Annotated in this window: 17 protein-coding genes and 1 pseudogene; 3 read left to right on the top strand and 15 right to left on the bottom strand. The window is 62.1% G+C overall.

The genetic code is table 11. The annotated features are described in order from the left end of the window. Positions 1-36: 36 nt before the first annotated feature. The 9 genes from era to rpoZ all read right to left on the bottom strand — a co-directional run bounded on the left by era (position 37) and on the right by rpoZ (position 7664). Entirely contained in the window at positions 37-963 is a 927-nt protein-coding gene (gene era, locus NMG46_RS25625; protein WP_023677765.1) for a GTPase Era, read from the bottom strand. After that, a complete protein-coding gene (rnc, locus tag NMG46_RS25620; protein WP_254820195.1) occupies positions 960-1685 on the bottom strand; it encodes a ribonuclease III in 726 nt (241 codons plus the stop codon). The genes era and rnc overlap by 4 nt, the downstream gene beginning before the upstream one ends. Before the next feature lie 4 nt (positions 1686-1689). Then, positions 1690-2439: a signal peptidase I gene (gene lepB / locus NMG46_RS25615; RefSeq protein WP_254820194.1), complete on the bottom strand. Its 750-nt coding sequence runs from the start codon at positions 2437-2439 to the stop codon at positions 1690-1692. Between the two features lie 77 nt (positions 2440-2516). Further along, positions 2517-2930: a holo-ACP synthase gene (gene acpS / locus NMG46_RS25610; protein ID WP_254820193.1), complete on the bottom strand. Its 414-nt coding sequence runs from the start codon at positions 2928-2930 to the stop codon at positions 2517-2519. Beyond that, a complete protein-coding gene (locus NMG46_RS25605) occupies positions 2927-3508 on the bottom strand; it encodes a DUF2062 domain-containing protein (protein WP_254820192.1) in 582 nt (193 codons plus the stop codon). The genes acpS and NMG46_RS25605 overlap by 4 nt, the downstream gene beginning before the upstream one ends. Positions 3509-3739: 231 nt before the next feature. Beyond that, a complete protein-coding gene (locus tag NMG46_RS25600) occupies positions 3740-4150 on the bottom strand; it encodes a VOC family protein (RefSeq protein WP_254820191.1) in 411 nt (136 codons plus the stop codon). Between the two features lie 66 nt (positions 4151-4216). Continuing rightward, positions 4217-4795: an orotate phosphoribosyltransferase gene (pyrE, locus tag NMG46_RS25595; RefSeq protein ID WP_254820190.1), complete on the bottom strand. Its 579-nt coding sequence runs from the start codon at positions 4793-4795 to the stop codon at positions 4217-4219. A gap of 127 nt (positions 4796-4922) precedes the next feature. After that, positions 4923-7151: a bifunctional (p)ppGpp synthetase/guanosine-3',5'-bis(diphosphate) 3'-pyrophosphohydrolase gene (locus tag NMG46_RS25590; protein WP_254820189.1), complete on the bottom strand. Its 2229-nt coding sequence runs from the start codon at positions 7149-7151 to the stop codon at positions 4923-4925. Positions 7152-7262: 111 nt separating this feature from the next. After that, the gene (gene rpoZ, locus NMG46_RS25585; RefSeq protein WP_023677773.1) at positions 7263-7664 is read right to left on the bottom strand and encodes a DNA-directed RNA polymerase subunit omega; all 402 of its coding nucleotides are present in this window, start codon (positions 7662-7664) and stop codon (positions 7263-7265) included. Between the two features lie 279 nt (positions 7665-7943). Here rpoZ and NMG46_RS25580 point away from each other — a divergent pair, with 279 nt between their 5' ends. Together NMG46_RS25580 and NMG46_RS25575 are read left to right on the top strand one after the other, a co-directional pair. Further along, positions 7944-8525, top strand: coding sequence for an NYN domain-containing protein (locus NMG46_RS25580; protein WP_023677774.1), 582 nt, complete (start codon positions 7944-7946; stop codon positions 8523-8525). Beyond that, entirely contained in the window at positions 8522-9199 is a 678-nt protein-coding gene (locus tag NMG46_RS25575; RefSeq protein ID WP_254820188.1) for a uracil-DNA glycosylase, read from the top strand. Before NMG46_RS25580 ends, NMG46_RS25575 begins: the two co-directional genes overlap by 4 nt. Positions 9200-9225: 26 nt before the next feature. Here the strand turns inward: NMG46_RS25575 and NMG46_RS25570 are convergent, their stop codons facing one another. From NMG46_RS25570 to dapA, 5 genes and pseudogenes are all read right to left on the bottom strand, one after another. Then, positions 9226-9747, bottom strand: a complete 522-nt coding sequence (locus tag NMG46_RS25570; protein WP_254820187.1) for a hypothetical protein — start codon at positions 9745-9747, stop codon at positions 9226-9228. Positions 9748-9854: 107 nt separating this feature from the next. Continuing rightward, complete coding sequence (locus NMG46_RS25565) at positions 9855-10082, bottom strand: hypothetical protein (protein WP_254820186.1); 228 nt, start codon at positions 10080-10082, stop codon at positions 9855-9857. A 170-nt stretch (positions 10083-10252) separates the two neighbouring features. Then, positions 10253-10980 (bottom strand): annotated as a pseudogene (locus NMG46_RS25560) (GH25 family lysozyme). Positions 10981-11082: 102 nt separating this feature from the next. Continuing rightward, on the bottom strand, positions 11083-11562 hold the full coding sequence (gene smpB / locus NMG46_RS25555; protein ID WP_254820185.1) for an SsrA-binding protein SmpB: 480 nt from the start codon (positions 11560-11562) through the stop codon (positions 11083-11085). Between the two features lie 25 nt (positions 11563-11587). Further along, positions 11588-12469, bottom strand: coding sequence for a 4-hydroxy-tetrahydrodipicolinate synthase (dapA, locus tag NMG46_RS25550; protein WP_254820184.1), 882 nt, complete (start codon positions 12467-12469; stop codon positions 11588-11590). 227 nt (positions 12470-12696) lie between these two features. Here dapA and NMG46_RS25545 point away from each other — a divergent pair, with 227 nt between their 5' ends. Then, positions 12697-14736 (top strand): lytic transglycosylase domain-containing protein, encoded by a 2040-nt coding sequence (locus NMG46_RS25545; RefSeq protein WP_254820245.1) that lies wholly within the window; start codon positions 12697-12699, stop codon positions 14734-14736. An 82-nt stretch (positions 14737-14818) separates the two neighbouring features. Here the strand turns inward: NMG46_RS25545 and NMG46_RS25540 are convergent. Next, positions 14819-15165: ISAs1 family transposase (locus tag NMG46_RS25540; RefSeq protein ID WP_254820183.1), on the bottom strand; the 347-nt coding region annotated here is incomplete at its 5' end.

The raw sequence follows: 15165 nt of genomic DNA, 5'->3' as shown, positions 1-15165 counted from the left end.
AGACAGCTCGACCGATCGGCCAAATCTTTGGATAGCTCAGTGCGGAAATTCGAGCCCCATCTCGCGGTAGCGCTCGGGATCGTCGCCCCAGTTCTCGCGCACCTTGACGAACAGGAAGAGGTGCACCTTCTGCTCGAGGATGCCTGCGATCTCCATACGCGCGGCCTGGCCGATGGCGCGGATCGTCTCGCCCTTATGGCCGAGCACGATCTTCTTCTGGCTGTCGCGCTCGACATAGATTGTCTGGTCGATGCGCACCGACCCGTCCTTCTTCTCTTCCCATTTCTCTGTCTCGATGTGGGAGGAATAAGGCAGTTCCTGATGCAGCCTGAGATAGAGCTTTTCGCGGGTGATTTCGGCTGCGAGCTGGCGCATCGGAAGGTCGGAGATCTGGTCTTCAGGGTAGTACCAGGGTCCGGCCGGCAGGGTCTCGGCGAGATAGTCCAGTAGGTCCTTGCAGCCGGACCCGGTCAGCGCCGAAACCATGAAGGTGCGCTTGAACGGCACCCTTTCGTTGGCTGCCGCCGACAATGCAAGCAACGTCTCGTGCTTGACCCGATCGACCTTGTTGAGGATCAATACCATCGGCTGCCGGACATCCTTCAGCCGCTCGAGGATGGCATCTGCATCGCCCCGGATGCCGCGCTCGGCATCGATCAAGAGCAGCACGATATCGGCGTCCTTGGCACCGCCCCAGGCTGTGGTCACCATCGCGGTGTCCAGCCGGCGCTTCGGCTTGAATATGCCCGGCGTGTCGACGAAGACGATTTGGGCGTTGTTGTGGGTGGCAATGCCGCGCACGATGGCGCGCGTGGTCTGCACCTTGTGTGTCACGATCGACACCTTAGCGCCGACCAATTGGTTGACCAGCGTCGATTTCCCCGCATTGGGCGCGCCAATCAGCGCGACGAAGCCGGAGCGGGTAGCGGGCGCTTCTGTTGCCGGAGCTTCGGTGGCAGTCATGCGGCACTCCCTTGATCGAGCCAGACGCCTTCCCGCTGCAGAAGTGCCGCGGCTGCAGCCTGCTCCGCTTCGCGCTTGGAGCGCCCGCTACCGGTCGCCGGCGGATACGCGCCGACCTTCACACTGACGGTGAACAGCGGATCGTGGTCCGGTCCCTCGCGGCTGTCGATTATGTAAACCGGCACTGCGCTTGCCGCCTGATGCGCCCATTCCTGGAGTTCGGTTTTCGCATCGCGACGGGCGGCGTCAATGGCTTGCGAGCGCGGCTGCCAGTATCTGTGGATAAAGGCACGGGCCGCTTCCAACCCGCCGTCGAGATAGAGCACGGCGATCAGCGATTCCAATGCATCGGCGCGCAGATTGACGCGCTTGCGCCCATCGAGGCCGCGTACGTCCGAACCGGCGCGAATGAGTTCCGGCAGGCCGATCTCATCGGCGATTTCCGCCAGGGCCTCGGCGTTGACCAGGGCGTTCAGTCTGAGCGACAGCTCACCCTCGGCAGCGTCGGGAAATGCCGCCAGCAGCATATCGGCAACGACAAGGCCGAGAACGCGGTCGCCCAGGAATTCGAAACGTTCGTAGTCGACGCCGGCATGACTGCCGCGAGCGCTGGCATGGGTCAGCGCCCGCTGCAGGCGCTGGTGGTCGCCAAAACTGTGGCCGGTGCGCTCCTTGAGCGCCTCGGCGAGCGCATCGGCGGTCAGCCGTTTCGTCGCCGCCATGGTCCTAATTGACGAAATGGAACAGGCGCGAGGCGCGCATCTGCGACGGCCATTTCCAGATTTCGAGCGGGCTGGCGCTGCCGCCGATCGAGAAGAAAACGAGGTTGGCGCGGCCGACCAAATTCTCGTCCGGCACGAAGCCGACGGTGAAGCGGCTGTCCGACGAGTTGTCGCGATTGTCGCCCATCATGAAATAGTGACCGGGCGGCACCTTGAACTCTTTGGTATTGTCGCCGATCGAAGCCTGCGTCAGGTCGAGCGTGTCGTAGCTGACGCCGTTCGGCAGCGTCTCGCGATAGACATCGACCGGCCCGTTCTCCTCGGTGATGTCGCGGTTGTCGATCTGCCCGACTTTGACGCGCGGCACGCCCACGTCGTTGATGAAGAGCTGGCCATCCTTGACCTGGATCTTGTCGCCCGGCAGGCCGACGACGCGCTTGATATAATCGACGGAAGGATCCGGCGGAAACTTGAACACCACCACGTCGCCGCGCTTCGGCTCGGAGCCCCAGATGCGGCCCGAAAAGATGTTCGGCCCGAACGGCAGCGAATAGCGGGAGAAGCCGTAGGACCACTTGGTGACGAAGAGATAGTCGCCTTCGAGCAAAGTCGGCCGCATCGACCCGGACGGGATCGAGAACGGCTGGAACAGGAGCGTGCGGATGACCAACGCAAGCAGCAGGGCCTGGACGATGACGCTGACGGTTTCGCCAAGTCCACCGGATTTCTTCTGGGTTTTTTCAGCCACGCTCATGTCGTCCTCGATTGTGCGTTGGATGGTATAGAGTCTCGGCGCGCGCTGGGCAACGTCATGCCGGTGGTCAGATGCAATCAATGTGGCGCTTCTTCGACCGGCAACGCTTCAATGATCACAAAGGCTTGAGCGAGCGGAAAATCATCGGTTATGGTGAGGTGGATCACGGCTCGGTGCCTTTCAGGCAGGATTTCGTCCAGCCGCGCTGCCGCCCCGTTGGTGAGCGCCATGGTCGGCTTGCCGCTGGCCAGGTTGACGACCCCCATGTCACGCCAGAACACACCCTGTGCAAGACCGGTGCCCAACGCCTTGGCGCAGGCCTCCTTGGCAGCGAAACGCTTGGCGTAGGAGGCCGCACGCGCCGCGCGGTTTTCGGAGCGCGCCTGTTCGATCTCGGTGTAGATGCGTTGGATGAAGCGCTGACCGTGACGTTCCAACGACTTCTCGATGCGTCTGATGTCGATGAGATCGCTGCCGATACCGATAATCATTCGGCGGGAACTTCCGGCCCGGTTTTTCCAGCCTTTGCCGCTCTTTCGGCCAGACGCTTGCGGCGCTGCTCCTGGAAAGTGACCATGCCCCAGCGGGTAATGCCGTAAAACAGCAGCCCGAAAACCAGGCCGAGCGGTATTGCGCCAACCGTCATCGGCTTCAGCACCGGTCCCCACAATTGCGCGAAGGAAAGATTGTGCAGCATGTCGCCGAGATGGGCAGGCGGTCCGTGTGCCGGCAGGTGTTCATGCAGGATCAGCTTGCCGACCTCCCAGGAGGCGGCCCATAGTAGCGGAAAGGTAAGGGGGTTGCCGAAGACCGTGCCGAGTGCTGCGGCAACCAGATTGCCGGCGATCAGCCAGCACAGGATGGCGGCAATGATGAAGTGGAAGCCAAGCGGGAAAAACGACGCGAATACGCCCGCCGCAACACCGGCGGCCACGGCATGCGGCGTGGCTCTAAGCCGCAGGATGCGCTTGGAAAAATACCGCAGCGAGCGCGAGAACGAGCGGCGCGGCCACAAATAAGTACGCACCCGCTCTAAGAAACCATCAGGCTTGCGCCGTCGAAAAAGCACTCTGTTCCTGTTCCTAGTTCCGTCAATAGCTTCACGCCGGCTTCTCCAGCCGGGCGCGACAGCCCTATGCTGCGCTCTGCCGTCGCCGAAAAGCAACTACGACTTTGATATAGCGATGCGCTGGCCGAAGAACAACGAGGCCGAGGGCATCCGCTCGGTGGCCGGTCGCGCCAGCCTTGGGTATCGCCGTTCTGAACAGGGCATGATCGCGGCGAATTTAAGGAGCGCCACTTAGGGTCGATATTCGCTGACCTCGACGAGGTTGCCGTCCGGGTCACGAAAATAGACCGACATCATCGCGCCACGAGCGCCGGCACGCTCGACCGGGCCGACCTCTATCCCCACGCCATTGGCGGCGAGGTTGGCACATATCTCAGCGAGCGGCCGGGCGGCAATCAAGCAGAAATCCCCGGAGCCCAGCGTCGGCGCCTTGGCCTTCGGCTCGAAGGTGTGCCCGACCTCATGCACATTGATCTTCTGCATTCCAAACAGCAGCGCCGTTGGTCGGTCCGGCTCGTCGAGGCGCTTGAAGCCAAGCACGCGCTGATAGAAGTCGCAGGTGTCTTCAACGGAGCGAACCGTCAGCACGAAATGGTCTATGCCGGCAATCACGGCAGCGCCTCTTGACTTGTTTTTATGCATTTCTTTGTCCCAAAACCGCTGCACATCCTCGGTTCAAGCCCGAGGACAAGCTGGGGGCGACATGCATTAGATATTGCGGCTGCCCGGCTTGATCGCCGGTATGGCGGCAAGCTCGGGCGGCAGCCTGTCGGCCGGATATGCCGGAACCTCGTATTCGGCGAGCGCGATCAGCGGCACGCCGACATCGCTCTTACCGGCCGAGCGGTCAATGATGCACGCAGCGGCAACGACATCGGCACCAAGTGCGCGCAGACAGTCGATGGTCTCGCGGATCGACAGGCCGGTGGTGACGATGTCCTCGACAATGACGACGCGCGATCCCTTGGCGATCTCGAAGCGGCGCAGCCTGAATTCGCGCCCTTCCCGCTCGACCCAGATCGCCGGCACACCAAGATGGCGCGAGGTCTCATAGGCCGGGATCAGCCCGCCGATCGCCGGGCCGACGACGTAGTCGATCCTGCCGGGCACGCCAGTGCGGATCTTTTCGGCGAGCGCCTTGCACAAGCGCTCGGTCTTGTCGGCATGCATGAAAACGCGCGCCTTCTGCAGGAAGACCGGGCTGCGCAGGCCGGACGTCAGGATGAAATGCCCTTCAAGAACGGCGCCGGCCTCGCGGAAAATGCCCAGCACTTCGTCGGTGTTCATCGCTCACTCCATGCCCATGGTGAATGTGAATGGTGAATTGTAGTGAGTAGTGAGTGCACTCTATTCACTATTCACTATTCACTATTCACTATTCACTATTCACTATTCACTATTCACTATTCACTATTCACCCATTCACGCGTCGCGCGTCGCTGACGCTCGAATTGTCCTTCAGCTGCGACAGCAGCCGGTTCAAGTGCTTGAGGTCCCACACTTCGAGATCGATCAGCATTTCGGTGAAATCGGGCGCGGTGCGCACCATCGACAAAGTGTGGATGTTGGCATCGTTGGATGCGACGACTTGCGCAATGTCGGCTAGCGAACCCGGCGCGTTGATGGCGGTGACCGAGACGCGCGCCGGGAACCGCTCCTTGGTGCGCTCGTCAATATCCCAGCGCACGTCGATCCAGCGCTCGGGCTGGTCGTCAAAGGCCTGCAACGCCGGCGACTGGATCGGATAGATGGTGATACCGGTTCCCGGCTGCACGATGCCGACGATGCGATCGCCTGGCACTGCCCCTTCCGGCGCGAAGCGCACCGGCAAATCGCCGCGCACACCGCGGATCGGCACCGCATCGTCGCGCGGCTGGTTTTTATCCTTGCGCGCGGCGCGGCCCGGAATCTGGAACAGCATGCCGGCGGCATTGCGGATCTTCGACCAGCCCTCCTCGCGCTGCTTGGGCGCGACCAGCGTGACGCGCTCGTCCTTGTAGTCGGGGAACACCGCCTTCATGACATCGGTGGAGGCAACTTCGCCTCGGCCGACCGCGGCCAGCACATCCTCGATGTCCTTGCGCGCGAGGCGGTGCAGCACCGGCTTCAGGCTTTCCTTGGTGAAGGTCTTGCCGGACCGTTCGAAGGCGCGCTCCAGAATGCGGATACCGAGACCTGAATATTGCTTCCGAATAGCGTTCTTGGTGGCGCGGCGGATGGCCGACCGCGCCTTGCCGGTAACCACCACCGATTCCCATGCCGCAGGCGGCACCTGCGCCTTCGAGCGGATGATCTCAACCTCGTCGCCGTTCTTCAGCTCCGTCATCAGCGGCATGATGCGGCCATTGACCTTGGCGCCGACGCAAGTGTCGCCGACATCGGTGTGGACGGCATAGGCAAAGTCGATCGGCGTGGCGCCGCGCGGCAGCGCGATCAGCATGCCCTTCGGCGTAAAGCAGAACACCTGGTCCTGGAACAGTTCCAGCTTGGTGTTTTCGAGGAAGTCCTCGGGGTTGTCGCCTTCGGCAAGCTGCTCGATGGTGCGCCGCAGCCAGGCATAGGCATTGGTTTCCTTCGAGATCGCATGGGCGGCACCATTCATCTTGCCGCCGGTATCCTTATAGATCGAATGAGCGGCGACGCCGTATTCGGCGATCTTGTTCATCTGGTAGGTGCGGATCTGCAATTCGACGCGCTGGCGCGACGGGCCGACGATGGTGGTGTGGATCGAGCGGTAGTCGTTCTGCTTCGGCGTGGAGATGTAGTCCTTGAAGCGGCCGGGCACCATCGACCAGGTGGTGTGAATGGCGCCGAGCGCCCGGTAGCAGTCCTCGACCGTATCGACGACGACGCGAAAGCCGAAGATGTCGGACAGCTGCTCGAACGACAACGCCTTGGCTTCCATCTTGCGGAACACCGACCACGGCTTCTTCTGCCGGCTCTTGACCTCGGCCTTGATCGAATATTTGTCGAACAGCGTGGAGAGCGCCTTCTCGATTTCGGACAGCACGCCCTTGTTGCGCTCGAAAATTTCGGCCAGCCGTGCGGTGACGGCGCGGTAGGCTTCCGGATTGATGAAGCGGAAGGCGATCTCCTCGAGCTCCTCGCGCATGCCTTGCATGCCCATGCGCCCGGCCAGCGGCGCATAGATATCCATCGTTTCCTCGGCGATGCGCAGGCGCTTGGCTTCCGGCACATGGTCGAGCGTGCGCATGTTGTGCAAGCGGTCGGCGAGCTTGACCAGCAGCACGCGAACGTCTTCCGAGATCGCCAGCAACAGCTTGCGCAGGTTCTCCGCCTGCTCGGCCTTTTTGGAGACGAGGTCGAGCTTCTTCAGCTTGGTCAAGCCTTCGACCAGCTTGCCCATTTCCGGGCCGAACAATTCGTCGATCTCGGCCCTGGTCGCCGTGGTGTCCTCGATCGTGTCATGCAGCAAGGCAACGGCGATCGTCGCCTCGTCCATATGCATTTCGGTAAGGATGGCGGCGACTTCGAGCGGATGCGAGAAATAGGGATCGCCGGAAGCACGCTTCTGGTGGCCATGCTTCTGCATGGCGTAGACATAGGCCTTGTTGAGCAGCGCCTCGTTGACGTCAGGCTTGTAGCGCTGGACGCGCTCGACAAGCTCATACTGACGCATCATGGGCAGGATCTCGCAATGCTGAAATGAATCATGCGCCGCACTGGCGTACGGCGCATGTCATAGATAGCCACGAAACCGCCGACGCGAAAGTGTCGGCAGTTGTCGCTAAGATCAATAATCGTCGCTTTTTTCCGGCGGCACCAGACCTTCGATGCCGGCCAACAGGTCTTCTTCGGTCATGCGATCGAAGGTGACGTTGTCCTCGGCGTCGTCGGCATCGGTGGCCGCAACGGCGCTGCCGGTCTGGTCGGCAATCGCCTCGCCATCGGCTTCCGGCTCATCGACCTCGACATGCTTCTGCAGCGAATGGATGAGATCTTCCTTGAGGTCGTCAGGTGACAGCGTCTCTTCGGCGATTTCGCGGAGCGCAACGACCGGGTTCTTGTCGTTGTCGCGCGGTACGGTGATCTGCGCGCCCTGGCTGATCTGACGGGCGCGGTGGCCGGCCAGGAGCACCAGCTCGAAGCGGTTGTCGACCTTGTCGATGCAATCTTCAACGGTTACGCGGGCCATGAGTTGCCCCTTTCATGCCTGGATTTGATGGAAAACAGGCGCGGTCCATAACCCGAACGCCGCCAAAACACAAGCTTTTATGGCGGCGCGCAGCTCTGACGCGGGCCGCCTGCGACGACACAGCGCCGATCACAATTGCTTGCGGTGCCGCATGGTGCCTTGGATTGCCGTAAAACTGGCGTTATCTCGAATGATGAAGGCCAACAGGTCTATTATCAGACCGGCCGATAGTCGCCACGCATTTAGACGATCGCTTATTTCGAAAAAGGACATTTTTCCATGTTCGATCCTCGTGAAAAAATCGCTCTCTTTATCGACGGTGCCAATCTCTACGCCACCTCGCGCGCACTGGGCTTCGACATCGACTACCGCAAACTTCTGGCGAGCTTCCAGAAACGCGGCTATCTGCTGCGCGCCTATTACTACACCGCGCTGGTCGAGGATCAGGAATACTCCTCGATACGGCCGCTGATCGACTGGCTCGATTATAACGGCTTCAAGGTGGTGACCAAACCGGCCAAGGAATTCACCGACTCGACCGGCCGGCGCAAGATCAAGGGCAATATGGATATCGAGCTGACCGTCGATGCGCTGGAGCTTGCCGACGTCGTCGACCATTATGTCATCTTCTCAGGCGACGGCGATTTCCGTACGCTGGTCGAGGCGCTGCAGCGGCGCGGGCGCAAGGTGTCGATCGTCTCGACGATGGCGTCGCAGCCGCCGATGATCTCCGACGATCTGCGCCGCCAGGCCGACCATTTCATTGACCTGATGACACTCAAGAACGAAGTCGGCCGCGATCCGTCGGAGCGGCCGGTGCGTCGGCCCGAACCGGCCGAAGTCGACGAGGAAGACTATTGACGGTCGTTGCCTTGACCGCGCCTCTGGTCGTCTCGCCCGAACCCAATCGCGATTGCCCGCTCTGCCCGCGGCTGCACGACTTCATCGCCGAGTGGCGACGGCGCGAGCCGTCCTGGTTCAACGCGCCGGTGCCGACCTTTTTACCGCCGGAAGGCGAGGACGCGGTGCGCTTGCTGATCGTCGGCCTGGCGCCTGGCCTGCGCGGGGCGAACCGGACGGGGCGCCCCTTCACCGGCGATTTTGCCGGCGACCTGCTCTACAACACGCTGATCGCGCACGGCTTTGCGCGCGGCGAATTCAAAGCGCGACCAGATGACGGGCTGGAGCTTGTCGGTACGGCGATTACCAATGCGGTGCGCTGCGTGCCGCCGGATAACAAGCCGGTTGGCGCCGAGATAGCGACCTGCCGGACGTTCCTGGTGCCGACGATCGCGCGGTTTCCAAATCTGCGCGCTGTGCTGGCACTGGGCTCGATCGCGCACCAGTCGACCGTGCGGGCGCTCGGCCAACGCGTTGCCGCCTACCCGTTCCGGCATGGTGGGCAGCAGCAGGCCAATGGCATCACGCTGTTTTCCAGCTATCATTGCTCGCGCTACAACACCAATACCGGCGTGTTGACGGAAGCGATGTTCGTCAAGGTCTTCAGTGAGATAGAATCTTTTCTGAAGACGTAGAATCGGACGAAGCCCGCCGGCAAGCCCTAGATTCGGGCAATCGCAAACAACCAGGCCAGGAGATCCAGCAACCACAGAAACAGTGGAAGCTGCAGCGCGACGCGCAGGCATTGGATGATCCGCCAATTGCTGGCCATGTCGGATTTGATGCGCCGCGCAAGCGCTCGGTGCATCCCGTCCGGGGTTGCAGGAGGGTGCTGATCGACGAAGTCCTGGAGCAGCTTCTCTGGATCGAAACGGAACGTATAGTTATAATACGGCCACACCATAATCGCGACCAGTAGCCCGATAAGAAAAAGCAATGTCAGTGCCAGCAAGTCCCAAGGCCCTACGCCATCCAGGAGCGCCCTGCCTCCAAGGAGAGAACTCGCGAACGCAGTTGAAAAAATCAGATTGCCGGCGCGCGTATTGAGACTTTCAACCACGCCCTGCTGGTGTTGGAGCCCACGCACTGCCTCCGCGTAGACAAATGCCAGGCGGGGATCGCCGCCGTCCGTCGCAGCAGGCGGGGCGTTGCTGTCATTGGTTGATGAAGGGCGCTCCGGCATCAAATGCAGTTAGCACAGCGCCGCCCCGATACGAATAGTTGGTGGAAGCATAAGGCGGGACGGTGACGTTCAACTTTTAGGGAAACAATGAATCGGGCGGCGATTGATCAATCTACAAAATCCCATGAAATCTCAGCTTTGAACCTCGCAATCGCCTCCTCGACTAACTCCAAAGGAATATCCTTCCGATACAGAGTTACCTCTCGGGTTCGCCTTGTGTCGTCACGGAAAATCTCCAACACTTGGTCGCCTTCAATCCAAAGCTCGACGCCGATTCCGTCCCGGTCGGCTACGTCGCTTGCGACTATCCAAGATTTTTTTGGTCCTGCGGTCATTGGCTAATCCAAAGTATGCGGCCAAGCTAGCGTATCTCCGCCGAGGAAGTCTCCAAAACGGTCGTAAGCTGAACTCGAAACTGAGACGCTATCGAATAGCCGTATTTGTCAAGGCTTCGTCGTTCTGTCTTCGGGCCGGTGAGGGTGCTTTCGGGCGGACACAAATAGTGTCAATCCGACGCCGTCGCTTCAGGCGCTGCGGCAAACATCGTTGCCAGCGTCGCCGGCCCGCCTTGGAGAACATTCAGGTCGACGTCGCCGCTGATCCCGTCGACGCGGCCCCGGTTGTGGTACTGCCAGTAATCCAGTCGTCATGGCCTGGCCGCAGCGCCAGCGAACGCAGCCAGCGCGGGCGGCCGGCTACCTGCCCGGCATAGGCTTGGGCGGCCTCGTCGGTCACATAGAGGATGGCCGTCTTGCCGAACGCTGCTTCGACCGGGCCGAGGAAGGCTGAGAGTTCGGCGCTCAGTTGTTCGGGAGTTGGGCGCTGCGGGCAATTGCCGCCGAACTCGATGTCTACCACCGGCGGCAGCAAAGGCTGATCGCGCGGCACCACCGAGATGAAGTTGCGTGCCTGATCGGCACCGGGCCTGCAGAAGGTGAAAAAGTGATAGGCGCCGACGGCAAGGCCGGCGGCGCGGGCCGCACGCAAATTGGCCGCGAAGGCATCGTCGACATGGTCGCCGCCTTCAGTTGCCTTGATAACGGCGAAGGCGACATCGTCGGCGGCCACACGCCGCCAGTCGATCTGCCGCTGATGGTGGGAAACGTCGATGCCCCTGACCGGATATTTGCCGCGATCCGGAGAAAACGTCTGAAAGTAGGTATAGCCGCCGGCCAGGATGAGGCCCGCCATGAGCAGACCGGCAGTACCCCACAAGACGATCCGGTTTTTCAACAGAGACCTATCCCCATTGGCCCGCCCTGCCCGCCGCCATGCTCCGGGCGTTCGTCGCTCGAAAAGCCAAATCATTGGTTTTTCGTCCGCTTCGGACCGCCCTCACCCTCGCTCTTTCAGCAGCCGGCCCTTCTCGCGCGACCAGTCGCGCTGCTTTTCGGTCTCGCGCTTGTCGTGCAGCTTCTTGCCGCGGCCAACGGCGAGCAGCAGCTTGGCACGGCCCTGGTCGTTGAAGTACATCTTCAGCGGCACCAGCGTCATGCCTTCGCGGTCGACGCTTTGCGCCAGCTTGGCCATCTCGCGCTTGTTGAGCAGGAGTTTGCGGCGGCGGCGTGGCTCGTGGTTAAAGCGGTTGGCCTGCAGGTATTCCGGCAAATAGGAATTGATCAGCCAGATCTCGCCCCCCTCGACGGAGGCGTAGCTGTCCTGGATGTTGGCCTGGCCCTGGCGCAGCGACTTCACCTCGGTGCCGGTCAGCACCAGGCCGGCCTCGATCGTGTCGAGCACCTCATAGGAAAACCGCGCCTTGCGGTTCTCCGCAACGGTCTTGTTGTTGGGATCGGCTTTTCTGACTTGATTCATGGTGCGGAGAGGTGGCGCCTCATCCCTAGTTTATCAAGCCGGCGTGCTTCATCGCTGCGTCGATCTTCTCGGCGGTCGACGGCTCGACCGTCATTAGCGGCGAGCGCAGCACGTTTTCGACCTTGCCCAGCTTCGACAGCGCATATTTCGCGCCGGAAACGCCGGGCTCCATGAAAATCGCCTTGTGCAGCGGCAACAGACGGTCCTGCAAGTCGAGCGCCTTGGCGCTGTCGCCGGAAAGCGTTGCCTCCTGGAATTCGGCGCAGAGCCTGGGCGCGACATTTGCTGTCACCGAGATGCAACCGACACCGCCATGCGCGTTGAAGCCGAGTGCCGAGGCGTCTTCGCCGGAGAGCTGGATGAAATCCTTGCCGCAGGTGGCGCGCTGCTCTGAAACCCGCTCGACCTTGCCGGTAGCATCCTTAACGCCGACGATGTTCTTGAAGTCGTGCACCAATTGCCCCATCGTCTCCGGGCTCATGTCGACCACCGAGCGCGGTGGAATGTTGTAGATGATGATCGGCAGGCTGGTCGCCTTGGCGACGGCGGCGAAATGCGCATAGAGGCCGCGCTGCGTCGGCCTGTTGTAATAGGGCGTCACGACAAGGGCCGCGTCGGCGCCCGCCTTCTCGGCATACTGGACCAGGCCGACCGCCTCTTCGGTGTTGTTGGAGCCGGCGCCGGCGACGACCGGAACCCGGCCCTTGGCGACCTCGATGCAAACCTTGACGACTTGGCGGTGCTCGTCATGCGACAGCGTCGGCGACTCGCCGGTGGTGCCGACCGGGACCACACCCGTCGTGCCTTCCGCGATCTGCCAGGCTATAAACGCGCGAAAGGCTTTCTCGTCGAAACGGCCGCTCTTTTCGAACGGTGTGACGAGCGCGGTCAGCGAGCCTCTCAGCATGTCGTCCAACTCCTTGGGGCCTTTCGGGTTTTGTCGTGCGCGCCTTCTAGCCGAAAGCGAAGCGGCGCACCATAGTCTCGACATTGTTGCGCGGCAAGCATTGCGCCGGCAATCGTAATTCGAACGACCTCAATAAGATTTTCTTTACGGGCCCTTCACCACCGACGAATAGGCTTCGGTTCAACTGTGCCTGTTGTAACGTCGAAGAACAGGAAATGACCAGATCCATGCCGGCCAGGCGGCCTCATCTCTTCGCGCTTTTCGGCGCGATCGTAGCGCTGATACCCGGCGCGGCGATCGGTGGCAGCGTCGATATGCGGGTCACGTCGGCGATCCCGATGACGGCGCCGGACAACGATGCGCTGCCGCAGTCCCCGTCGCCTTCCGCCAGCGTTGCGATGCTGAAGAGCGGTCTCGACGCGCTGGCGGCAAACGACATTCAGCGCGCGCGCCGGATGCGCGAGGCGCTGCCGGCCAAATCGCTCGACCGGCACATCCTTGCCTGGGCGATAGCGCTTTATGGCGGCGACCAGGTGCCGAGCGGCGACATCGCCGATGCCGCGAAGATGCTGCCGAACTGGCCAGGCACGATCGCCTTGCGCAAGAACAGCGAGCGCGCGCTCTATCGCGAGAACCCCACGCCACAGGTCGTGGTGCGGGCGTTCGACGGCAGTCAGCCGCTGACCTTCGAGGGCGTGGTGATCCTGGCCCGCTCCTATGTAGCGCTGGGCGATACGAAGGCGGCGCGCTCGGTGCTGTCGCCATTCTGGCGCACCGAAAAGCTTGAAGCCAGAGACGAGGCGGCGGTCATCCGCGAGTTCGGCGCGCTGATCCCGGCCGCCGACCATCGCTTCCGCATGGAGCGCATGTTCTATGCCGACCGGGTCGCTTCGGCGCTGCGCGTCGCCGGTCTAGCCGGCGCCCAGCAATTGGCCGACGCCTGGGCGGCAGTCACCAAAGGCGACAAGAACGCGGCCAAGCTGCTGAAGGCGGTGCCGACAGCGCAGCGGGCGGCTGGCTATCTCTTTGCCGAAGCCGAATATCTGCGCAAGCAGCAGAAATTTTCCGACGCCGCCGCGCTGGTGATGAAAGCGCCGGGCGACCGTGACGCGCTGGTCGATCCGGACGCCTGGTGGGTCGAGCGCCGGGTGCTGTCGCGCGAGCTGGTCGACCAGGGCGACATGAAGACCGCCTACAGAATAGTCGCCGCGCACGCCGCCGAAAGTGCCGCCAATGCCGCCGAGGCGGAATTCCACGCCGGCTGGTACGCATTGCGCGGCCTCAACGATCCCGCCACCGCCGCCAAGCATTTTGCGCGAATCGCGGAGCTCGCCCAGGGGCCGATGTCGCTGTCGCGCGCCTATTACTGGCTCGGCCGCGCTGCCGAAGTCGGCGGGCCCGGCAATGCCAAGGATTATTTCAGCCGCGCCGCCAGCTACGGCACGACCTTTTACGGCCAGCTCGCCGGCGAGCGCGTCGGCCGGCAGACCCTCAACATCGTCTACCCCCAGCCAAGTGCCGCCGACCGCCGGAATTTTGCCACCCGCGAGGCGGTCAGCGCCATCAAGCGGCTGCAGGAGGCCGGCTATGACCGCTACGCCGAAACGCTCTACCGCGACCTTGCCGGGCAGCTGAACAGCCCCGGCGAACTGGCGCTGCTTGCGGCGCTGGCGGAAAGACAAGGCAACCATTTCATGGCGCTGAAGGTCGGCAAGATCGCCGGCGCCCGCGGCATCGACGTCGGCGCGCTGTCGCATCCGCTCGGCGTCATTCCCGACACCGCCAACGTCTCCGGCTCGGGCAAGGCGCTGGCCTATGCGATTGCCCGGCAGGAAAGCGAGTTCAACATCGGCGCTGTCTCCAGCGCCGGCGCGCGCGGACTGCTGCAGCTGATGCCGGGCACGGCCAAGCAATTGGCGAAGAAGGCCGGCATGACATTTTCTCAGGCCCGGCTGACCACCGATGCCGGCTACAATGCAACGCTGGGCGCTGCCTTTCTCGGCGAGCAGCTCGGCCGTTTCGATGGCTCCTACGTGCTGACCTTCGCAGGCTACAATGCCGGCCCCACCCGGGCCGCCCAGTGGGTGGCGAAATACGGCGATCCGCGCGGCAAGGACGTCGACGCCATCGTAGATTGGATCGAGCGGATTCCCTATACGGAAACAAGAAGTTACGTCCAGCGCGTGATGGAGAATTACGAGGTCTACAAGATGCGCATTTCCGGCAAATACGACATTGTCGGGGATCTGGTGAACGGCCGGGGTTAACGACCGGGCTTCAAGCCAAGTCAGGCTGCGATCCTTCGCGCCCCCCTCTGTCCTGCCGGACATCTCCCCTCTAGTGGCAGGGCTATCGCATATGAGTGATGGCATTGATGAGATAGTCGTCGTTCCAGGCGCATTTCTTGATGCGATGGCTGATGGGGACTTTGGCAGCATCGGCGGCCTGAAGGATGTTTCTGGCGAGGCGATTGAGAAGGGCTGTGTTGGCGGGAGCATTATCCTTGCGGGCACGGCTGAGATCCTCATCGAAATGGACATCAAGCATCCAATGCAGGCCGTTCTCGATGTGCCAATGAGCTCTAGTGAGGTCGAGCGCCCGTTGCGGCGACATGAGCGTGGAGGCCATGAACAGGCGCATCAACGGCCTGGCCTGATCGCGTCGGCTGGTGATGCGGATGAAGGCCAGGTGGCCGG

The organism is Mesorhizobium sp. LMG 17147 (genome assembly GCF_024297145.1).
Classification (GTDB): domain Bacteria; phylum Pseudomonadota; class Alphaproteobacteria; order Rhizobiales; family Rhizobiaceae; genus Mesorhizobium.
This window is presented reverse-complemented; position numbering and strand designations above follow the sequence as displayed.